Consider the following 19,908-nt stretch of genomic DNA (forward strand, 5'->3'; position numbering starts at 1 on the left):
TGACTGTTGGTTGTTGCCATCATGATCACGCCGGCGGGATCGGCGCGTCGGGCGGCGACAGCCAGTCTTCACTCAAGCCCAGATTGATCACGGACTCAAAGCCTTCCGGGGCTTTTTCGGGCAACTGGTCGAAATCCAGAAACCAGCTTTCAATGTGATCATCGAGCGTGCCGGTGATGGACGGCAGGTAAACCGTGGCGAGGGCATCGCCGATTTCCAGCTCCTTCATGGCCTGCAGACGGGGATGGTCGCCGATGACGAAGCGGGCCTTGGCGCTCTTGAGCAGGCGGACGCCGCATTGGGTGTCGAGCAGGATGTCCGACTTCATCAGCATGCCGCGGAATGAACAGTAATTGGAGGCGCGCATCTTGACCGGTATCCAGGCCTTTTTGGCCGGTTCTATCTCGACATAAGCCACCAGTTTGCCGTCCAGGTCATACTGGCTGCTGACCTTGTCCTCGGTGATTTTGAAATCCAGATGTCCCTGATGCTTCGGCATGCCCCAGATGCCCTTGCCGCCTTTGACCGATATTTCCGACGATACCGGCAGGTCGACCACATACTGGCCGGTCTTGAAGAAATTCATGAACAGGGCCGGCAGCAGCCTGGGCGCCGGTTTCTCGCCATGCGTGCAGGCGATGGCGATGCTGTACTCGACGTATTTGCCGATAGGCGTCTCGCGGTAATCGATAACGGTCACGATCAGCAACCCGGAGTTCCACAAGCGGAAGGGATGGACCCCCTTGGGCAGGAAGGCCTTGGCTTTCTCCGCATTGATCGGGAAGATCGCCATCAGGGCCGGCGAGTTGGTCGCGGCGACCGGCAGCTTGAACGGAATGCCGTCGACCAGCGAAAAACGGCCCGCGTATTGTTTAATGCGTTTTGGCATGCAAAACATGATTTTTACCCCCTTTTGGCGCCGTTGATGTTATGGCGCGGTTTTATTGTTGTTATGAATCAGTCTTTATTGAGTTCGTCGAGGATCAAGGGAAACGTATCCCGCGCCGCGTTTTGGCCCATGAACACATCCAGATGGCCGTAACCGGGCAACACATGCAGCGAATGGTAATTCGGGCGCAATCCGGAAAAATAGTTATAGGTGTTGATCTGGCTGACGGGCAGGAAGCAGAGGTTGTTTTCTCCGGTAAAGAAGGCAAACCGGGCGTCAGTCTTGGGCGGCGCCTTGACGAAATCGTCCGGCAGTTCCTTGAAGCCTTCAACGGCAACCAGATGCCCCTGCCGCGCGCAACGATTGATCTGCTCGAAAAAGCGCAGCGGCACGGCGCCGAATTCCTCCTTCAGCCATTCATGGGTTTCCTCATTCAGGTTTTCATGGCTCCACAAGGCCGGAAAACCGCTGCCGTAGGTAAAACTGACCTGTTTGCAGACGGCGTTATGGCATTCGTGATGGGTCATATTGACCAGCAAGGTAATCATTTTTGCCGCCAGATCGGGCGCCTCGACGCCCCAGTGCGGATTCAGGTAGGGCGTGAACAGCTTGACCAGCGGCACCAGGTATTGAAGCTTGAACGTGGACCAGCGCGGCACGACCGGATGCAGGGACACGGCATTGCTGACGATGGTGGTGACTTCGGGCACGAGTCCCGCGAGGGCCGACATGGTGAAACTGGTCGAGCCCTGGCAATGGATAATGGCCTTGAGCTGTTGAGCGCCGGTCTCGGCGATGATGGTCTTGACGGCCTTGGTATGATCGTAAAGCGCCGCCTGGTCCAGGGTCCATAAATTCGGCGGAAAGGCGATACTGCCGCGCCAGTTTTCCAGCCATACGTCATAGCCCTGCTCGATCAGCACATCGACGATGGTCGTTTCCACCGGCGCCCGGTAGATGTTGGCCCGCACGCCGGCGCCATGCACCAGTATTACCGGGCCTTTGTCCGGCGGCTTGCGGCCGCGGACATTGATCAGATTAAGATTGACGCCATCATCGGTAATAAAGGGGATGATGCGCTCCTCATAGGGTGATTGCCCGTTCGGCGCTTGCGAGGACATACAGATTCTCCTTTTGGCATTTATTAATATTTATTATGGCCCTTAAGGGTTTTTAGAAAATCGGCTTGGTATCCGTCTCCAGGAAAGACCGGCGATGCTCTGCCATGTTTTGCGTTATCCATGCATTCAAACCCTCAAGGATAATCACAAAAATATTGTGGCATCCTGCCCTTCTCCCTTCGGAAAGGGACAGGATGAGGGGTAGAATGATCAAGCTCTACGGCAAAAACGACAGAAAAATGCCCTGCCCACCTGCCGAATCTTCCCTGGCCTTAACGGATTTCGTTAACCTTTCGCCCGTTGCGGAGCTTGCTCCGAATTTACCGACCTGAATATCTGATCGGTAAAAAATTATTTGAGTTAATCCGCCCAAATCATGGCAGCTTCAGGCTGTATATAATTAAGCGATAAAAACCGTGGAAAAGCCGTAACAGGCTGTTAAATTCTATCCTTTAATATTAGTATTTTATTATTAATTATTATTAGTATTTTGTTATTAATAAATAGAATAAATCGGTATTTGAGTAAATATCTGATTATAGATTATATAATCGATGTTACAAGAAGTTCCCCTGGTTTTTGCACCGGGCGATCCCTGCAGGCCGGCAATCCGGCCGCTTTGCGCGCCGAGTGCTTACATGGAGCCCCGCGCCCGGTGCGCAAACAGGATCACAATCCCTTGTACGGCATCCGTTAAAAAACAGAATGTATTTCATAGCACTTTGATAGGTATTCACATCCGATTAATCGTGGCGTCAATTTTTTTCGCCAAAGCCTTGACTCCTCGCCTTGTCACCTTTTCATGATTGCCTTTCAGCTCGATGGCATAGCGTGCGGAAAGCGCGGGGTTTTTCACGTTGACCAGATACGCTATCAAGTAAGAGAATAAAAAACTCGGTTTGCTGTGCTGCCCGACGATCACCCAATCGGCGCCGGATTGCCGGGCCAGTTCCGCCGCACTGTCATGAAATCTGTACAGATAGCCAAAGCCGGCATTGGCCGCCGCTTGCGCCTCGATATCGACGGGGATGATTTCATAATCGCCGGCCTGACCGATCGCCTGCTCCAGCAACGGTTTGATCGACGCCGTGCGCACGCGCTCCCCCGGCGTGTTCGGCAAGGACGTAATGTCGTTCAGCTCGAAGTTTAAAACCGCTATGCGGGGGCCCGCGTTAACGGCGCCGCTTAATATCAGCCCCATGCCCAGCAGGATCCAGGCGGGAACAGACCGTTGATTGCTTAATTTCTTTATTTTCATGCTATTTTCTCCTTAGATCGATGTAACGCCGCACCTGTGGGGCGACGGCCAGGGCAGACACGCAGGTCTGCCCCTACGGGGCCGCGTACCGACAGGGTAACGTGGCGACATGCGTTCGTAACCTGTTCATTACCCGTCAAACACGGGCAATTTGCCCGTCCTTGTCGCGATGGCTTTTCATGTCCGCCACAGGCGCATAGAATGCGGTCAATAACGCGCCCGAACCTCAATCCTTCATTGACTATGAATCTGAAATTCCATCTGCTCTCGCGCATCGTCCTGATCGGCCTGATCTGTCTGGTCGCAACGGCGACCTGGGTACTGCATCAGGCCGACAGGGCATCCAGGGATCAGGCCCAGGCAACGGCCGATTCAATAGGTCGGCAACTGGAAATGCAGTTGCTGCGCATCAATGCGGGCTTCGACCTTGCGACACGGTTCCCGGATCAGGGTTTATGGCAGCAAATCAACACCATTTCCGGCACTTGCGTGCGCTTTATGCCGGCAAGCGGCGATCAGGCCCGCAGTGTTTGCAGCGGCGGCAAGGCACCCGCCCGAAGCAGGCCGGAATGGTTCGAGAACTTTTACCGCTGGGCCTTCGCGCCCGGGGCTGAGACAAAACGGCCGATTGTCTTCCATGGCCGGGTTTATGGCACAGTCGTCGTCACGCCCGGCGCGGACATGGATATCGCCGACGCCTGGCAACAGCTGCGCGGATTAATGGGCTTGTCGGCATCGACCGTGCTGGCCCTTTGCCTGCTGGTTTATGGCACGGTGAGCCGCGCCTTGCGGCCGGCGCAAATCATCATTGCGGGCCTGGAGAGCATGAGAAACGGCGACTTGTCGGCTCGCCTGCCCGCGTTCGAATTGACGGAATGGCAGCGTACCGGCCAGGCTGTCAATCAACTGGCGGCCCGCCAGCAGCAATTGCTTGCCGAGCGCAGGGAACTGTCCCTGAAGCTGATGACGGTGCAGGAGGAGGAACGCCGCTATCTGGCACGCGAGCTGCACGACGAGTTCGGCCAATGTCTGGCCGCCATCAATGCCGTCGCGGCCTCCATAACGCAAACGGCGGAACAGGACTGTCCGGCACTGGTGCCTGAAGGCGAAAACATCGCTCGGATCACCGTCCACATGATGGCGTTATTGCGCGGGATGCTGCTGCGGCTGCGGCCCATGGCCGTCGATGAACTGGGACTGTCGGCCGCGCTGAACAGCCTGGTGGCGGGCTGGAATGCCCGAAGCGGCGGCAAGACTCATTATCGGCTGACCATCGACGGCGATCCCGACCGGTTGCCCGAACCCGTGCCGGCCAATATTTTCCGCATCATTCAGGAATGCCTGACCAATATCGCCAAACATTCGACCGCCGCCAACGCCCAGGTCACGCTCACGCAGTCCGAAGGACTGGTCGAGTTGCGGGTCGACGACGACGGCAGCGCCGGTAATCCACCGTATGAGGATGCCGCCGGCATCGGCCTGCTCGGCATGCGTGAGCGCGTTACGGCACTGGGCGGGCAACTGACATTGGCGCCATCCCCAAGCGGCGGGCTTATGATCCGGGCATGGTTGCCGGTACAATCTGTCACAGGCGCGCCGGCATGACGGCTTCGACCCGCATCAGGATTTTATTGGTCGATGATCATGCCATCGTTCGCGAAGGCTATCGCGCGCTGCTGGCCAAGCAGCCTGGGCTGGAGATCGTCGCGGAGGCTTCGGACGGGTTTGAAGCCTATGTCCGCTTCAAGGCATGCGGCCCCGATCTGGTGATCATGGACCTGTCGCTGCCCAATCAGGGCGGGCTGGAAGCGATTGCCCGCATCAGGCAGCGCCAAGCCGATGCCAGAATCCTGGTTTTCAGCATGCACCAGCATCCGGGATTTGCCATACAAGCGGTACGAGCCGGCGCCCTGGGCTATGTCACCAAAAGCAGTCCGCCCGATGTCCTGCTCCGGGCCATCCATGATGTCCATGCCGGCCGCCACACGCTGAGCCCCGACATCGCCCAGGCCCTGGCATTGGAAAAGCTGGGCGCCGACCGCATCGCGCTGGAAGAACTGACCGTGCGGGAATTCGAGATTCTGCGGCTGCTGGCGGAAGCGCGGCCGGTCGAGGATATCGCGCTGATGCTCCATATCAGCCCGAAAACCGTATTGAACTGTCATTACCTGATCAAGCGGAAACTGGGTGTCGCCAACGATATCGAGCTGACCCGCCTGGCCATCAGGATGAACGTAATCGACCTGCTGGAGCTGTCCGGTCCGTCGCCGGGACAGGCCCATAGGAAGACGTTTTGATACCGGCTGAAAAAAGGCAAAAAAAGGGGCCGAAGCCCCTGTTAATGTAAAACCCGATTTTAAGCTTGAGTAGCAGCTGATTTTCTGCGGGCCGCGCCGAGCAAACCGGCCAGACCGGACCCGAACAGCCAGACTGCCGCGGGCACGGGCACAACGGCTGCATCCGGGCTTACATAGGCTGTTATATGTGAAAGACCTCTAAAGGTGCTATCGGGCACTTGCGTCATCCAGTGACCGAATGTACTGCCTGGCGTCAGCAGCCATGCCGTCCAAAAAATATTCCCCACATTGCCATCATTCAGAACCAGCATCACAGACGCAAAGCCTTGCCATACAGACGCATCAAGCGACCAACGTCCACTTATCAATTCACCCTCGTCATTTCTGACCAGATCGCCTATGCTCAGTGGATCGTCGGAAAATCCTGTACTGGCGGCATCATTTTCCGGTATCTCTATTCTGGCTATTTCCGACCAAGTGTTAAGGCCAAAATAATTATTAGCATTCAGATCTGCGACGGAATCGCTTCCGTCATTAGCCGGACCATCCCTGGAAACCAAGGAAGGTGTTACAGGCCCATAAGTAGCCGCGTTTGCCACATTCATCGCCAACATAACCAAAACCAGTATCAGGCCAAATAAACTATGTTTTTTCACTTTCATTTCTCCGCAATAATTTTAAAAAAATCTGGGTTAAACTACTCAATCGAAAAATCTATTTATTTTGCTCCCGTCACTGTGCTCCTTGTTGTTAATTCACATTGATTCCGTTAAGTTTCAGCGCTTCCATTAAATAAAACTGATTTCCAGTTAATTCTTTGGACGGTTGTCAGTATACATAAGCCGCTTATTTTATTTGTTAGCTGCTTGTTATTTTTGTGTTACAGCTTGAAGTCACTTTTTTTAACCAGGCTTTTGTGCTTGTGTCGATGGCCAACTTCGAGATAGCGAATTTGCAATGTTTTTGCCTGGCTTTGTTCGGTACGAGGGTTGGTCAATATCCCGGAAAGAGTTGCTCAATGCGGTGTAGGATGCCGGCTTGTCGATGATCGGGGATTTCAGCTGGACGTTAATTCCCTGCGCAATATTTTTCAGGGCAGCCGCAGAAAACGCGCTTGATTTCTACAGTCAGCCGATGAGGCATCATGTCCTGACTGACATTCCGCAGCCAATTCAGCCACTACCGGAATAATATTTAGGAACGCGCACAAAATAACTTCCTCAAGTGCGCGGATGAATTTCCGGTGTAGGTGCGGATTTATCCGCACAGTGCGAATGAATTCGCACCTACAATTCCCTGATTTATTCCATGGCTATTACTTAACATGGAAATCACCTAATAATTTCAGTAACTCGCGATGCGGCTCATACAAATCAAAGGGGGCGCCTGTATCGTACGGATGCATGGTAGGGGCGGACCTACGTGTCCGCCCTGTTTCGGGTGCACAACGGGTTATCGGAGAACCGTTAGCCAAAGGTGAACCGATGAGCAAGGGCGAACACACAGGTTCGCCCCTACGTGTCTGTTCATTTCATACAAATCAAAAGGGGCGCCTGTATCGTACGGATGCATGGTAGGGGCGGACCTACGTGTCCGCCCTGTTTCGGGTGCACAACGGGTTATCGGAGAACCGCTGGCCAAAGGCGAACCGTTGAGCAAGGGCGAACACACAGGTTCTCCCCTACGTGTCTGTTCAATTTACGGTATCAGGGCATCAATCCGTGGGAATTGCCGGATTAAAACGCCTGGGGATCAAAGAAAATGAATAGGCCGATTAACAATCGATACTGAAATAATGCTGATTAGGTCAAATTTTGCTGAGGAATGTAGGTCCTGGCTCTGCTCGCCCTGATAAGAAAGGAAATCGGTCATCACCAGGCTTGAAAGAAGCCTGAAAATCAACCTTATGCTGTATAAGCCCAACTGCCCTGTCGATTACACCAGTATTAATCGGTATATTGCATTTCAGCGGTCATAAAAAAGGGGCCGGAGCCCCTTTACTGAATTGGAATCAGATTTTAACCTCAGGCGGCAGCTGATTTTTTGCGCGCCGCGCCGATCAAACCCAACAGACCTGATCCGAACAACCAGACTGCCGCGGGGACAGGTACGGCTGGCGGCTCATCACCACCAATGTTTATATTGCTACCATAGAGACTCATATGTGAAAGATCTTTGTCAGGCATTGCCCAAGTACCAGATATTGAACCTTCTACTAGCAGCCAGGCTGTGTAAAAAATACCATTGGGTGGTCTGCCTGTTCTTCCGTCTTTAAGAACCAGAGTGATGGCTTGATAAGTATCCCATAAAGAGGAATCAATCGACCATGTTCCGCTTCTCAAATCACCTGTGAAAGACAGTTCATTAGATATATCCGTCCAATCGGTAGCACCAAAAAAATCATCCGATACATCATCATTGCTATCCTCAAAGTCGCCATCCTCAGAAAGCAGGCTCTGAGCATATCCGTCGGATGTTACGGGTCCATAAGTAGCAGCACTTGCTATATTCCCCCCGCCTAGCATCGCCAAGCCTAGCACTAGGCTTAATACAGTAACTCTTTTCATTTTTATTTCCTCTGCAATAATTTAAAAAACAAATATTGCAACCCAGCCATCTTTCGCCATTGAAAGACCTGTGGCTTTCCGTCCCCGCTTTGCAACGAGTTTGGCTTTTTAACCACTTCCTAATCAACCAGATCCTCGGTCTATTCAGAAGTTTTGTTCATCCTGAACCATTTTCCTATGCAAGACGGACAAAACAGCCTGTCCGCTTTGATATTCATTCTTAACCTAAGCCGTTAAGCAATCGCTCTGCCCGCTTGACGGCGCGAGAATCCGGCCAGGCCAGCCATTGCCGAGCCGAACAGCCAGACAGCGGCTGGAACGGGAACGGCTGATATATTCTCGGCTGACATTTCCGCGTAGGAGTGTCCGATGATGATGTCGGCGTCAAATAAATTATTTAAACCATTCAAGGATAAGCGCAGTGCATTGACCGTCATTGAGCAAAAAGAATTGGAGCAATCCGTTATCTGTTCGTTGAGAATCAAAGTGGCGCCAATGAGTCCGAGCGCACTTAAATCAATCATGGAATTTGGTCCGGCATTGGTGTCAACTTGGATATCTTGGCCTAATATGCTCAAGCCTAACGATGTGATATTAGCGCTTCCCGAGGCGGTCATATTGCCATAATCCCCCGTTACCTCGGCGCTGGAGCTAAAAGTCCAATTATCCAGCTCAAACAGGCTTAATCCAGGACCAAAAATCGAGAAAAGACTGGCATTGATGTTTAAACCTTCGATGCCGCCGGATGCGCTCGTGGTTTTATTACCGGCCGATCCATCAACATTGGAATCCGCCGATCCAGTAATTACATCGATCGAAGCATGAGCTTGAGCTACTAGTAAATCAACGCCAACGTCAAAGCCTAAAAGCGCATCATTCAGATCATAGGGCGCCGGGGCTGTTCCCGATATACCAGCAGGTGCTGCCACTGCCAGTAAGTTTGAGCCCCCAACATTCAAATTTACAGAGAGCCCATATCCTTCACTGTAAGCATTAACGACCGCAGCACCCGCGATTGGGGTAAAAGTAACAGACGCCAGCGCCAATGTGACGGCCCCCAAAATACAAGCTTGCTTTTCCATAACTAAATTCCAAGTTTTTACAAATTAAAAAAACGCAACCCAGCCTTCTTTATCATCATCCACCCAAAGACCCGTAGCTTGCTATTCTTCGCCTCACAACAAGTTTGGCTTATCCTTACTTCTACAACTCTATTCCGGAATCGAACCGATGAGGTTTAACCTGGTCGAAGATCCCTTTAATTCTCAATACTTCCAATAAGTTTCAGTCTGTAATTCAAAGAAGCGTTAATTTTTAGTTAAATCCTTGCCCGGTGCCAGTATACTTAAGCCCCTCCTGTAAGTTGTTAGCAATTTGTTATTTTTGTGTTAGAGTCTGACATTATCTCTACTACAGGCTTTTTATGCTTGCGTCGATGGATCAAAATTCTATTTACGAGTTTGAAACGTTTCGCCTGGAAATGGCCAGCCAGCTCTTGTGGAAAGGTAAAACCGCTGTCGATTTGCCGCCCAAAATTTATCGGTTATTGCTTTATTTCCTGCGGCACACGGGACAGGTCATATCCAGGGAGGAATTATTCGATGCGGTATGGGATGGCCGGCTTGTCGACGACTCGGCATTGAGGCTGGCCGTTAATTCCCTGCGCAATATTTTGCATGACGACCGTAAAAATCCGCGCTTTATCTCCACAGTGACCCGTCGGGGTTATCGTTTCCTGCCCGAGGTCTCGGTTACGCAATCTCTCGAGCATCTGATCCCTTTGCATTACCGGACCAAAGTTGAGCCCTCGTCCGCCTGGATTGAACGCCCGGCGGAACTGGCCTTGCTCCGGAAAGCCTTTCAGCAGGCGAAAAATAAAGAGCGGTGCGTGGTTTTTCTGGCGGGGGAGCGAGGCACGGGTAAATCGACATTGCTCGACATGTTCCTGGCCAAAATCCAATCTCCCGAACTGGCCTTGCTGCGTTCCCGATGCGTGCAACTGCACGGGGTCGCGGAACCCTTCCTGCCTTTATTGGAAGCCCTGGAGCGCCGTTGCCGGGAACCTTCCGGAAGAGCGCTGATCGAGCGTTTGAATCAAGTTGCGCCCTGCTGGCTGTTTCAAATGTCGAACTTGTTAAGCGCCGAGGAACTGGCCGCCCTGCTGCCGAAAGTCTCTGAAAACAATACACGCCGCATGCTGAGAGAAGCCGCCGAGTTTTTTGAGACCTTGAGCGGCGATTCGCCCTTTATCCTGGTCGTCGATAACGCCCACTGGAGCGATGACGCGACACTGGACTTGATCGCCCTGTTGGCGTTTCGCCGTTCCGCATCGAGACTGCTGATTATCGTCGGTTATCGTCCTAGCGAAAACAATGCCAGCGTCCGGCGCATTGAAAAACTACGCGAAGAGCTGGTTCATCGCGGCTTGTGCCTGGAATTACCCTTGCAGCGCCTGGCTCAGCTTGATCAAGTCGAAGCCCCTGCATCTGGATAAGTTAACCGATAGCTTCGCTTGAATTCAGCCCCTCGGGCCGAAGCAATTCGGACCGAGGGCTTCATAAAATTACGTGATATGCCTCAAAACGGCATTCAGCGAAGCGCTGACGATATCATCATGACAGGCGATGCCGGTATGGGTCTCGCCATCGTATTTCAAGCGCATATAACAGGCTGCCCTGGCATCGCTGCCGGTCGACAGCGCGTGCTCATGATAGTCGGTGATTTCGATGGCCTGGCCGAACTGCCGTTCCAGCGCATTGATAAAGGCATCCAGCGCGCCATTGCCGGTCCCGGTCACGGTTATCTCTCCCGACGCCGACACCAGGCGCGCCGACAGTGTCTCCTCCCGGTCGTGGTCGAGATGAAATCCGGCCAGCCGGTAAACCGCGTCCCCGGCGAAATAGGTCTGCTCGAATAATGCCACGAGTTCCTGCGCGCTGATTTCCCGCCCCTCGGTTTCGGTCCGGCGCTGCACGATACGACTGAATTCAATCTGCAACCAGCGCGGCAGTTGCAGGCCCAGCTCCCGCTCGATGACATAAGCGGCGCCGCCTTTGCCGGACTGGCTGTTGATGCGGATCACCGCCTGATAATCGCGCCCGACATCGGCCGGATCGATGGGCAGATAGGCGACATTCCACGGCTGCCCCGGCCGGCGCGCCTCAAGGCATTTCTTGATCGCATCCTGATGGCTGCCTGAAAAGGCCGTGAACACCAGATCGCCCGCATAAGGATGACGCGGATGCACGGCGATCTGGTTGAAGCGGCTGACCTGGCGGCTGATCGCGTCCAGGTCGGAAAAATCCAGCTCGGGATCGACGCCCTGACTGTACAGATTCATGGCCATGACCATGATATCGGCATTGCCGGTACGCTCGCCGTTGCCGAACAGCGTGCCCTCGACGCGCTGGGCGCCGGCCATGAGCGCCAGTTCGGCGGCCGCCACGGCACAGCCCCGGTCGTTGTGCGTATGCACGCTGATGATGACCGCCTCGCGATGCCGGATGTGGGTGCTGAACCATTCGATCTGGTCGGCGTAGACATTCGGCGTCGAAATCTCGACCGTCGACGGCAGGTTGAAGATAATCGGCCGCTCGGCCGTCGGCTGCCAAATCTCGGCGACGGCATTGCAGATTTCCACGGCATAATCAGGCTCCGTGGCCGTAAAACTCTCCGGCGAATACTGAAACTGCCATGCGGTCTCCGGCTGCGCCGCGGCGCATTCCTTCATGACCCGCGCGCCGTTGACGGCCAGCGCGGTAATGCCGTTCCTGTCCATGTTGAAGACCTGCTCGCGCTGCACCCTGGAGGTGGAATTGTACAGATGCATGATCACGCTTTTTGCCCCCTTCAAGGCCTCGAAACTGCGCCGGATCAACGCCTCGCGCGCCGGCATCAGGACCGCCACCGTGACGTCGTCCGGTATCAGCCGTTGCTCGATCAGCTGGCGGATAAAGTCGTAATCGGTCTGCGAGGCCGAAGGAAAGCCGACAGCGATCTCCTTAAAGCCGATCCGCGCCAGGAGCTGGAAGAAAGCCGTTTTCTGCTCGATGGTCAAGGGATTGATCAGCGCCTGATTGCCGTCGCGCAAATCCTCGCTGCACCAGATGGGCGCCTGCTCAATGCGCCGGTCGGGCCATTGCCGCCGCGGCAGATTGATGACAGGGCTGGGTCTGTACTTATGATGATCGAAAACCGCTTTCTGTGCTGTACTCATAATGCTTCCCCGCTCGATGGTCGTTAAGTGAAGCGACAGTATAGGAAAAAGGTCTGAGTGAATGATTGCCAATATGCATTCAAAAACGGCTTTTTAAGCAATTATTGCCTACTGCTTGCCATCTGTTTGTATAATCATTGTCCTAGATCGCCTGAAGCCGACAACTACCCTGTTGAACCGCCATGAAAATAGACCGAACAGACCGACGCATCCTGGACGAAATGCAAAAGAACGCGCGCATTTCCAACCTGGAACTGGCCGATAAAATAGGACTATCGCCCTCACCCTGCTCAAGAAGAGTCAAGCAGCTGGAAGACAACGGCTTCATCGACCGCCATGTTACCCTGTTGAACCAGGCCAAGCTGCAGCTGAAACTGACCGCCGTGGTTCACGTCAGCATGGACCGGCATACCCCGGACCGGTTCGAGAATTTCGAAGCCCATGTCAGCGCCTGGCCGGAAGTACTCGAATGCTACCTGATCACCGGCCAGGCGGCGGATTACCTGTTGAAGGTGGTTGTGCCGGACATGGATCATTATCAGGACTTCCTGCTCGGAAAACTGACCCGCATCGAAGGCGTCAGCGGCGTCCAGTCCAGTTTCGTGCTGCGCAAGGCCATCGACACGACGGTTTTGCCGTTGAGATACGGTGAGTCATAGCTTTCGGACAATTCGGCGTTTTGAAGGCAGGGTGTGTACCGACAGCGGGGGGGTTGATGCGACACGCTCCCGCTCACCGTTCAGTCAGGTCCAACAACCTGTTTTTGCTTCAAATCGCACTGAGCGCGGGGCGGACACAGGCTGTTCGTGCCCACGCGTGACGGTTTGCGATGAAGGCGCCAATTTCGGACCCTGTAATCGCCGGCCCATGCGTTGAACTTAACGGCAACAAAATACAGAAACAGAGTCTAAAAATACGTCCGTTAATGACGATTTACCAGATCGTTCGCTATACTGCCTGCTGTCTGTTGCCCCCCGGTCAGGCAGCTCGGTATGTTCATTTCGAGAGGAGAAAAGTCATGTCAGTCAAACCTATCCCCGACGGTTACCACAGCATCACCCCTTATCTTTGTATTAAAGGCGCGGCCGAAGCGATTGAATTTTACAAGCGCGCATTCGATGCGACGGAAGTGTTCCGGCTGGCTACCCCGAACGGCGAGATCGGGCATGCCGAACTCAGGATCGGCAACTCATCCTTGATGTTGTCGGACGCCTGCGACCAAAGTCCGCTGCGCAATCCCCAAACACAAGGCGGTTCATCCACCGGGCTGCATTTATACGTAGAGGATGTCGACGCCCAATTCGCGCAGGCCGTCGATGCCGGCGCGAAGGTCGTCAGGCCGCTGCTGGATCAGTTTTACGGCGACCGTACCGGCACGCTGGAAGACCCGTTCGGGCATGTCTGGTTTTTGGCTTCCCATATCGAAGACCTGTCTCCGGAAGAAATCAGCAGACGCGCCGAGGCGCTGTTCAGCGCGCAATGCGGATAAGCGCCGCGCCATCCGCCGATTGACGCCTGTTCCTGTCCGGAAAGTCCGAAACGCATGGGGTGGGCTGACGCATCAAACCCATCCCATAAACGTCTTTTACGGAATAGGCAGGATTTTCCCCGAGCTTCAATCTGGTCTGCTATACAATGGAGCGCTGACAATGAGCGTGTTGAGGATCGGGTTATGCTGAAAAAAATCATCGCAAAAATAGCCGATATCGTTCTGGGAATATTGGTAACCGTTTATATCGTTTTGGAAGAGCTGGTCTGGGACAACATCGCCGAACCGATTTATGCCTTTATTCACGGCCTGAAAATTCTCCAGAAAGTCGAGACATTGATTTACCGGCTCAATCGCCATGCCTTGCTGGTGCTTTTTTTGGCTTTATTCATCCAGGTGGAGTTGCTGGGCATCGTGGCACTTAAACTGATGGCCACGGGCCAGGCCATCGCCGGGGCGACGCTGTATGTCGGCAAAATTCCCGTGGCCGTGTTTACCTTCTGGCTGTTTAACGTCTCGAAAGAAAAACTCATGACTTTCGGCTGGTTCAGACAGTCATACGACCTGTTAATGCGGGCCATCGGCAAGGTCAAATCCAGCGCCATCCACCAACACATTGTCGCTCGGCTTAAATCCGTGAAAGAATGGCTTAATAACCGGCTGTCCGGTCCCCGGCTGTTTATACAGACGCTGATGGAAAAACTCAAAAGCTCAATCCTTTTTCGCAAATCAGGGGGGTGATTTTGTCCGGGCTTCCGCTTTCCAGCGCATCATCATTTCAGGATGAGCAGAAAAACATTGCCTGCCCTGTCTGCTAATATAAATAAAGCCGACCATGATCATGAATTAAGTCCCGGATGAAAAATAACCGTTTAATAGCGCTAATAAGCCGCAGACTTCTGATGGGTTTACTGGTGAATGGCCTGTTTACGGGCTGTACTACGTTGGAATCGCGTATGTCTATTGAGCCTTATACCAAAAACAAGCCGATGCGAGATGCCCTTGAGAGCGTCGCGGAAACGTATTGCAAAAAAAAGCGCGCCAGTCCAAATCCTGCCGAATCAGAAACGCAGCCTGATTTTATTTTTACTACCGATGGCTGTTCCCGGTGGCTTGATAATTCATGGGCAGCCTGTTGCATTGCGCATGATATTGCTTATTGGTGCGGAGGCAGTGAGCAGGATCGTCAAGAAGCGGATCAGGAACTCATGCGATGCGTGAACAACAAAGCGCCGGTTTTTGGCAATATTATCTATGCCGGCACCCGCATAGGCGGGGCGCCCTGGCTGCCGACACCGTGGCGTTGGGGGTATGGATGGGATGACTGGCCCAGAAGTTATGAAAAATCACAGCCCTGGCCTTCGGTTAAAGAACTGATGGAAGAACTTAAAATTCATGGCATTATCGAGCATCATTTATCGGACAGCAAGCAGTGAGACTTACAGACGATTTTTTATTGAACAGAAATTAAGCAAAGCCGCAGCCTGGTCTTCAACTTAAAGTTTCCGCGCTCTTGATGCATGAAGGGGATGATATTTGATTTTAATCAGCGCTGATATGAATTTGGAGGAAAATCAATGACTAATGATGCACCTGGACTTCGGATGGTTTACGAAGGCTCAATTCGGGATGGAATTTATGCTTTTATCATTTTCGGCCTGCTTGCCGTAGTGGCGACATTATGGGTTTTATATAAAAAAAATACGTTAAGAACCAAATACCTGTTGCTGATAGTCTGGGGTATTTTCCCTCCCATGTGGTTTGTTCTGGAGTATTTTTTTATTTATTTGCCTTATGGTGCAAAGGACTCTTTCGCTTTTTTTCAGTACGGGCAGAATATCGCATCCAAGCTCTGGGCGGCTGTTTTCGCTTTAATCTCGATTGATCTTTATAAATCCAAGGAAAAAGAAAAGGAAGATAAGAAAAATAAGGACGAGGCAAAGGAACCATAAATTGAGTGTCAATTCAATCTATTGGATAGTTATCATTAAAACGAATTTTCAATATGACGGGACTTTTTCAGACCAGGGATCATCTTTCTCTTTTTTTTAATACGCTGCCGGTGGCTTCACCCAGGGCATCCATTGTGTTCCTGCATGGTGTGGGCGAGCATATCGGCCGCTATGAAACCACTTTTCAAGCGTTCGCGGCACGGGGCTTTAGCTGCTTCGGTTTCGATCAGCGGGGCTTTGGCCAATCCGAAGGCGAGCGCGGGCATGTCAAGGCATTTGCGGACTATGTCGATGATTTAGCCCGATTTATTGATGAAATTGTCAATACAGACCCTGCAAAGCCGGTTTTTATATTTGCCCACAGCATGGGAACTATCGTCGCGCTGACTTACGCCTTGCACTATTCCTCGACAATACAGGGTCTGATGATTTTTTCCTGTCCGGTAGCATTTGCCTCCTGGTTTGCCAATTTCGGCGGCTTTTTCGCGGATGCGCTGTCGGGAATAGCGCCGCGACTGAAGATTCCCAATATGATCGACCCCGATGAATTAACGGACGATCCTCTAATTATCGAAGCCTTTAAGCATGACCCTTATATCGTCAATAACGTCTCGCTCAGCTGGCTGCATGAGTTTAAGCGAGCTCGGGAAGCTGTTTTGCTCAATGCCAACCGGATTTTGCTTCCCACATTGATATGCCATGGTGATGCAGACCCTATTGCCGCGGTTGCGGGTGCAAAATTACTCTATGAAAAACTGGGCGGCGATGACAGATCGTTAATTATTTTTGATGGATTGAAGCATGAGCTTTTAAACCATCGCGCCAACGAAAGAGCGCAAATCTTAAAGAATGTGTTCGAATGGCTGGATAAACAGGGCTAGTTTTCAACATAGGCAGAAAGCGGACGAACGTGGTCAGAAAAGCCAGCAGAATCGGCCACCGGCAGTTATTTATGCATGTTTTCTAAGGACTCGGCTAAAGATAACTTCCTTGAATAAAATGCTGTTATTTAGAGCAATCAGCCCTTAATTGAAAGCAACAACTGTTGTGAAAATTGAGTTTTGTTATCGACAAGCTTGCCTGAAAAACACAGTAGGGTACGAGACTGTGAAAGTATTCCCTGGTTCCCATGCTCCTGCGTACCCTGAAGGGCATAAATGGGAACCCATACCGGTGCCCAGTTCAGCTGCGGTCTGCATTCCCACGCAGGAGCGTGGGAACGAGGAAATGCTTTAGTACTTAGGATTTGGCTAACAATTGCTTCCTGAAACTGGAATCTTGCATAGGATGTGCTGAGCACAGCGAAGCGCATCGCTCGCAAATGATGCGCCTCCTGTCGTCGGCACATCCTATGTTTAAACAGGGAAATTATTTGCGACCAAATCCTTAGTCAGTCTTGTTCTGACGAGTCAACAGTTGCAGAGCATTCATGGTGTGCGAAGAGTGCGAATGAATCCGCACCTACGCGTGCATGACCATTCACGCGATGAGGTCACTGTCAGTTGAATAAAGATCGGTTTAACAACCTATCGCCAGCACGGCAGGCAGGATAAAAAACGGCCCATGCGTAATATCAGTTACCCATGTTTTTTCGCATTGACCTGCTGTAGCCAGCGCGCCGCCTGGCCTTTGGTTTTCCTGTATTTACCGGCTTCGGTGAAGGCGCTGACCGCGCGGCCGGCGTTGCCGGCATTGAAGGCGGCGATGCCCATCAGCAGATGAGCCTGCTCGGGGTTTTTCAGGTTGCCTGTGGCCAGGGATTTTTCCAGCATGGCCATCGCCTCTTTCCAGCGCGTCAGCTTCAGCTGAATATGCGCGCAGCGCAGGTAGCTGGCGCCGTCGTTTTTCATCGCCGCCACCTGCTTCAGGACCTCCAGTTCCTTTTCGTGCTCTCTCGCCAGTGCCCAGCTGTTCGCCAGCAATTCCATATTGGCCGCTGAACGCGCAATGCGTCCTGTCTTGAACATCTGCGTCAATAGTTTCGCGGCGCTGTAGGGAATGTTCTGGTGCATGTAGAGCTGGGCAAGCCGCAGCAGGTCTTTTTCTTCCAGATCGAAGCGGTGATGGACCAGGATCAGCGTCGCCAGCGCCTTATCGTAATCCTTGAGTATCAATTGTGCGTCCACCAGATTCATCCAGTACTCGCGTTTGCCGGGGTACAGGCTGAGCAGCTGGTTCAGCACGGAAATGGCATCCCTGTACTGCTTCTGCTCCAGATAAATGCTCAACAGCAAAACGTACCAGTCTTCGTGCGCCGACAGGGCGATGGCTTTTTTCAGCGGCGCCGTCGCCTGTTTGAAGCGCGACAGCTTATAGTAGGCCAGGCCGCGCATGTACCAGGCATCGGCTGAGGGATTTTTTTCCAGCGGAAACCATTTATCCAGTTCCGCCGCCGCTTTTTCGTACTTGCCGGTCTGCATTGCGACCTGCGCCAGGTTATAGCGCAGATTCTGAACGCTGTCGGCGGGCAAGGTGTCGGCGCCTTGCAGCGCGGCCTCCAAAGCCGTCATCGCCTGCGCGTTGCGGTGATCTTCCAGATAGGCGTAAGCCAGATACTGATTGATCATCGCCGCTTCATAGCGGTTGCCGGCCACTTTCGGCAGGTGTGCTTTCAATAGCGAGACCGCCTCCTGAAACCGGGATGTATCCGACAGCTCGCGGGCCTTGTTCAAAGCCTTGAAAGTTTCGGGGGATACGGTGTTTTTCTGTTTGTCCTCGGCGTTAGCGCCGGTCGCCGCCAGCGAGGCCAGAAGGATGCACAGCCGCAGTAACGTCGCTGAGCGCTTGGTTATTTGATTAACAGCCATTATTTATCCAGCTTGAAATAAATTGTCTGCATGCTTTTCCATTGCACGGGTTGCCCGTCCACGAGCTTTTTCTCGAATTTCCAGCGCCGAATGGCACGCAAGGCGGCCTGGTCGAAAACGCCTTTCGGCTTGGACACCAGCACGGCGGGTTCGACGACGGTGCCGTCCTCCGCCACCGTAAACTCGATCCTGACCATGCCCTCCTGCCTTTTTGACAGGGCGCCGGGCGGATACATCGGCGCGATGCGCACCAGCGGTACCGCTTCGTGCATGTTACCCATGCCGCCGAAGTTCGCCTTGCCGCCGCTCGGCATGCCCTCGCCCAGAATGGCCTTCATCGGGGCGCCGGCGATAGTCATCGGAATGTCAAGTTTCGGCATCGCCATGGACAGATTATTGATCTGCATCGATTTTTGAGCGGGCATCGACAGGTCCGGCATCGTCAACTGCTCGTTCTGCTTCTCGGGCGGCTTGACGCGCTCCTTGGTGGGCGGCGGAGGCGGCGGCTCCCGTTTCAGGCGGACAAAATCGATAGTCAGGGCATCGGCAGGCGCCGTCAGCGTAGTCGGTTTTTGCGCAGACATGCGCTCCATGATCACGAACAGCAGCACGTTGACGGTCAACGCGCCCAGGCCAATGGCGAGAAAACGCTGGATCATCATTCGCTATAGGCCGCGATGGAGACATTGGCCACGCCGGCCAGGCGCGCCTGATCCAGGGCCTGGACCAGCAACCCGGTCAGCGCGTCCTTATCGGCGGCAATGATGACCGAGCCTTCCGGGTTCTCGGCATGCAGGCGCTCGACATTGGCCCTTAAGGCGCCGACATCGACCTTGCGCCGGTCAATCCAGATATCGCCGTTTTTGGCGATGGAAATCAGGATGTTGCCTTTTTCCTGGCGTTCCGCCGTTTTCGCGGACGGCCGGCTGACTTCAATGCCGCTTTCCTTGATGGTTGACGAGGTCACGACAAAAAAAATCAGCAGAATAAACACCATGTCGATCAGGGGCGTCATGTTGATTTCGGTACTGCTTGTATCGTCTTCTTCGCTATGTATTTTCATTTTTATAAATATCTAAGAACAGCTTTTAATTCTGGGTTACGAGAGTGGGAAAGTATTATCCCTGTCAGGTTAAAAAATGATTTACCACAGAGAGCACAGAGGACACCGAGAAAAAAAGGTCGGCTAATTCAATGATTTAACAACTCTGTTTCCTCTGTGGTTATTGATTAATTTGGGCCAAAAAATGAATTCTTTCAGTCTCGTACGCACCGCGTACCTTTATTAAACTCGGGATAGAAAATGGTACGC

20 protein-coding genes and 1 riboswitch are annotated in these 19,908 nt (G+C 52.9%); of the genes, 10 read left to right on the plus strand and 10 right to left on the minus strand.

Annotated elements, in window-relative coordinates:
• Window positions 1-25: 25 nt before the first annotated feature.
• Both EK22_RS01150 and EK22_RS01155 read right to left on the minus strand, forming a co-directional pair.
• Window positions 26-889 (minus strand): acetoacetate decarboxylase family protein, encoded by an 864-nt coding sequence (locus EK22_RS01150; RefSeq protein ID WP_020158432.1) that lies wholly within the window; start codon window positions 887-889, stop codon window positions 26-28.
• A 68-nt stretch (window positions 890-957) separates the two neighbouring features.
• Window positions 958-2,010 (minus strand): lipase family protein, encoded by a 1,053-nt coding sequence (locus EK22_RS01155; protein ID WP_036247229.1) that lies wholly within the window; start codon window positions 2,008-2,010, stop codon window positions 958-960.
• Between the two features lie 206 nt (window positions 2,011-2,216).
• Between EK22_RS01155 and EK22_RS25410 the strand changes: the two genes are divergently transcribed.
• Window positions 2,217-2,342 carry a hypothetical protein gene (locus tag EK22_RS25410; protein WP_255360560.1) on the plus strand — a complete coding sequence of 42 codons (126 nt, stop codon included), beginning with the start codon at window positions 2,217-2,219 and terminating at the stop codon, window positions 2,340-2,342.
• 401 nt (window positions 2,343-2,743) lie between these two features.
• On the opposite strand, the gene EK22_RS01160 is transcribed toward EK22_RS25410, so the two are convergent.
• Window positions 2,744-3,268, minus strand: coding sequence for a DUF3280 domain-containing protein (locus tag EK22_RS01160; RefSeq protein ID WP_036247232.1), 525 nt, complete (start codon window positions 3,266-3,268; stop codon window positions 2,744-2,746).
• Between the two features lie 201 nt (window positions 3,269-3,469).
• Between EK22_RS01160 and EK22_RS01165 the strand changes: the two genes are divergently transcribed.
• Both EK22_RS01165 and EK22_RS01170 read left to right on the plus strand, forming a co-directional pair.
• Window positions 3,470-4,873, plus strand: coding sequence for a histidine kinase (locus EK22_RS01165; RefSeq protein WP_081917714.1), 1,404 nt, complete (start codon window positions 3,470-3,472; stop codon window positions 4,871-4,873).
• Window positions 4,870-5,565 carry a response regulator gene (locus EK22_RS01170; protein ID WP_036247239.1) on the plus strand — a complete coding sequence of 232 codons (696 nt, stop codon included), beginning with the start codon at window positions 4,870-4,872 and terminating at the stop codon, window positions 5,563-5,565. Before EK22_RS01165 ends, EK22_RS01170 begins: the two co-directional genes overlap by 4 nt.
• A 59-nt stretch (window positions 5,566-5,624) precedes the next feature.
• On the opposite strand, the gene EK22_RS25130 is transcribed toward EK22_RS01170, so the two are convergent.
• From EK22_RS25130 to EK22_RS25140, 3 genes are all read right to left on the minus strand, one after another.
• On the minus strand, window positions 5,625-6,227 hold the full coding sequence (locus EK22_RS25130; protein WP_036247244.1) for a hypothetical protein: 603 nt from the start codon (window positions 6,225-6,227) through the stop codon (window positions 5,625-5,627).
• 1,362 nt (window positions 6,228-7,589) lie between these two features.
• Complete coding sequence (locus tag EK22_RS25135; RefSeq protein ID WP_036247248.1) at window positions 7,590-8,132, minus strand: hypothetical protein; 543 nt, start codon at window positions 8,130-8,132, stop codon at window positions 7,590-7,592.
• A gap of 33 nt (window positions 8,133-8,165) precedes the next feature.
• Window positions 8,166-8,247: riboswitch (cyclic di-GMP riboswitch) on the minus strand.
• A 118-nt stretch (window positions 8,248-8,365) separates the two neighbouring features.
• On the minus strand, window positions 8,366-9,214 hold the full coding sequence (locus EK22_RS25140) for a VPLPA-CTERM sorting domain-containing protein (RefSeq protein WP_036247252.1): 849 nt from the start codon (window positions 9,212-9,214) through the stop codon (window positions 8,366-8,368).
• 353 nt (window positions 9,215-9,567) lie between these two features.
• Here EK22_RS25140 and EK22_RS01190 point away from each other — a divergent pair, with 353 nt between their 5' ends.
• Window positions 9,568-10,626: a winged helix-turn-helix domain-containing protein gene (locus EK22_RS01190; RefSeq protein ID WP_036296615.1), complete on the plus strand. Its 1,059-nt coding sequence runs from the start codon at window positions 9,568-9,570 to the stop codon at window positions 10,624-10,626.
• 69 nt (window positions 10,627-10,695) lie between these two features.
• Here the strand turns inward: EK22_RS01190 and leuA are convergent, their stop codons facing one another.
• Window positions 10,696-12,348, minus strand: coding sequence for a 2-isopropylmalate synthase (gene leuA / locus EK22_RS01195; RefSeq protein ID WP_036247258.1), 1,653 nt, complete (start codon window positions 12,346-12,348; stop codon window positions 10,696-10,698).
• 182 nt (window positions 12,349-12,530) lie between these two features.
• Between leuA and EK22_RS01200 the strand changes: the two genes are divergently transcribed.
• The 6 genes from EK22_RS01200 (at window position 12,531) to EK22_RS01225 (ending at window position 16,670) form a co-directional block, all read left to right on the plus strand.
• Window positions 12,531-13,007: an Lrp/AsnC family transcriptional regulator gene (locus tag EK22_RS01200; protein WP_020158444.1), complete on the plus strand. Its 477-nt coding sequence runs from the start codon at window positions 12,531-12,533 to the stop codon at window positions 13,005-13,007.
• A 359-nt stretch (window positions 13,008-13,366) separates the two neighbouring features.
• On the plus strand, window positions 13,367-13,837 hold the full coding sequence (locus EK22_RS01205; protein WP_020158445.1) for a VOC family protein: 471 nt from the start codon (window positions 13,367-13,369) through the stop codon (window positions 13,835-13,837).
• A gap of 183 nt (window positions 13,838-14,020) precedes the next feature.
• Window positions 14,021-14,578: a hypothetical protein gene (locus EK22_RS01210; protein WP_036247261.1), complete on the plus strand. Its 558-nt coding sequence runs from the start codon at window positions 14,021-14,023 to the stop codon at window positions 14,576-14,578.
• Window positions 14,579-14,793: 215 nt separating this feature from the next.
• Window positions 14,794-15,273 (plus strand): hypothetical protein, encoded by a 480-nt coding sequence (locus EK22_RS01215; protein WP_235209194.1) that lies wholly within the window; start codon window positions 14,794-14,796, stop codon window positions 15,271-15,273.
• Between the two features lie 141 nt (window positions 15,274-15,414).
• Window positions 15,415-15,789 carry a hypothetical protein gene (locus EK22_RS01220; RefSeq protein ID WP_235209195.1) on the plus strand — a complete coding sequence of 125 codons (375 nt, stop codon included), beginning with the start codon at window positions 15,415-15,417 and terminating at the stop codon, window positions 15,787-15,789.
• 53 nt (window positions 15,790-15,842) lie between these two features.
• Window positions 15,843-16,670 (plus strand): alpha/beta hydrolase, encoded by an 828-nt coding sequence (locus EK22_RS01225; protein ID WP_036247270.1) that lies wholly within the window; start codon window positions 15,843-15,845, stop codon window positions 16,668-16,670.
• Window positions 16,671-17,366: 696 nt separating this feature from the next.
• Here the strand turns inward: EK22_RS01225 and EK22_RS01230 are convergent.
• The 3 genes from EK22_RS01230 to EK22_RS01240 are packed head-to-tail and all read right to left on the minus strand — an operon-like array spanning window position 17,367 to window position 19,659.
• Window positions 17,367-18,596 carry a tetratricopeptide repeat protein gene (locus EK22_RS01230; protein ID WP_036247273.1) on the minus strand — a complete coding sequence of 410 codons (1,230 nt, stop codon included), beginning with the start codon at window positions 18,594-18,596 and terminating at the stop codon, window positions 17,367-17,369.
• On the minus strand, window positions 18,596-19,258 hold the full coding sequence (locus tag EK22_RS01235; RefSeq protein ID WP_036247278.1) for an energy transducer TonB: 663 nt from the start codon (window positions 19,256-19,258) through the stop codon (window positions 18,596-18,598). The genes EK22_RS01230 and EK22_RS01235 overlap by 1 nt, the downstream gene beginning before the upstream one ends.
• Entirely contained in the window at window positions 19,255-19,659 is a 405-nt protein-coding gene (locus EK22_RS01240; RefSeq protein ID WP_020158452.1) for an ExbD/TolR family protein, read from the minus strand. Before EK22_RS01240 ends, EK22_RS01235 begins: the two co-directional genes overlap by 4 nt.
• Window positions 19,660-19,908 lie beyond the last annotated feature (249 nt).

This window comes from Methylobacter sp. BBA5.1 (assembly GCF_000746145.1).
GTDB lineage: Bacteria > Pseudomonadota > Gammaproteobacteria > Methylococcales > Methylomonadaceae > Methylobacter > Methylobacter marinus.

Excerpts from the sequence above, each read along its gene's own strand:
- EK22_RS01150 (WP_020158432.1), bottom strand. The coding sequence starts at position 889 with ATGCCAAAACGCATTAAACAATACGCGGGCCGTTTTTCGCTGGTCGAC.
- EK22_RS01155 (WP_036247229.1), bottom strand. The coding sequence starts at position 2,010 with ATGTCCTCGCAAGCGCCGAACGGGCAATCACCCTATGAGGAGCGCATC.
- EK22_RS25410 (WP_255360560.1), top strand. The coding sequence starts at position 2,217 with ATGATCAAGCTCTACGGCAAAAACGACAGAAAAATGCCCTGCCCACCT.
- EK22_RS01160 (WP_036247232.1), bottom strand. The coding sequence starts at position 3,268 with ATGAAAATAAAGAAATTAAGCAATCAACGGTCTGTTCCCGCCTGGATC.
- EK22_RS01165 (WP_081917714.1), top strand. The coding sequence starts at position 3,470 with ATGCGGTCAATAACGCGCCCGAACCTCAATCCTTCATTGACTATGAAT.
- EK22_RS01170 (WP_036247239.1), top strand. The coding sequence starts at position 4,870 with ATGACGGCTTCGACCCGCATCAGGATTTTATTGGTCGATGATCATGCC.
- EK22_RS25130 (WP_036247244.1), bottom strand. The coding sequence starts at position 6,227 with ATGAAAGTGAAAAAACATAGTTTATTTGGCCTGATACTGGTTTTGGTT.
- EK22_RS25135 (WP_036247248.1), bottom strand. The coding sequence starts at position 8,132 with ATGAAAAGAGTTACTGTATTAAGCCTAGTGCTAGGCTTGGCGATGCTA.
- EK22_RS25140 (WP_036247252.1), bottom strand. The coding sequence starts at position 9,214 with ATGGAAAAGCAAGCTTGTATTTTGGGGGCCGTCACATTGGCGCTGGCG.
- EK22_RS01190 (WP_036296615.1), top strand. The coding sequence starts at position 9,568 with ATGGATCAAAATTCTATTTACGAGTTTGAAACGTTTCGCCTGGAAATG.
- leuA (WP_036247258.1), bottom strand. The coding sequence starts at position 12,348 with ATGAGTACAGCACAGAAAGCGGTTTTCGATCATCATAAGTACAGACCC.
- EK22_RS01200 (WP_020158444.1), top strand. The coding sequence starts at position 12,531 with ATGAAAATAGACCGAACAGACCGACGCATCCTGGACGAAATGCAAAAG.
- EK22_RS01205 (WP_020158445.1), top strand. The coding sequence starts at position 13,367 with ATGTCAGTCAAACCTATCCCCGACGGTTACCACAGCATCACCCCTTAT.
- EK22_RS01210 (WP_036247261.1), top strand. The coding sequence starts at position 14,021 with ATGCTGAAAAAAATCATCGCAAAAATAGCCGATATCGTTCTGGGAATA.
- EK22_RS01215 (WP_235209194.1), top strand. The coding sequence starts at position 14,794 with ATGTCTATTGAGCCTTATACCAAAAACAAGCCGATGCGAGATGCCCTT.
- EK22_RS01220 (WP_235209195.1), top strand. The coding sequence starts at position 15,415 with ATGACTAATGATGCACCTGGACTTCGGATGGTTTACGAAGGCTCAATT.
- EK22_RS01225 (WP_036247270.1), top strand. The coding sequence starts at position 15,843 with ATGACGGGACTTTTTCAGACCAGGGATCATCTTTCTCTTTTTTTTAAT.
- EK22_RS01230 (WP_036247273.1), bottom strand. The coding sequence starts at position 18,596 with ATGGCTGTTAATCAAATAACCAAGCGCTCAGCGACGTTACTGCGGCTG.
- EK22_RS01235 (WP_036247278.1), bottom strand. The coding sequence starts at position 19,258 with ATGATGATCCAGCGTTTTCTCGCCATTGGCCTGGGCGCGTTGACCGTC.
- EK22_RS01240 (WP_020158452.1), bottom strand. The coding sequence starts at position 19,659 with ATGAAAATACATAGCGAAGAAGACGATACAAGCAGTACCGAAATCAAC.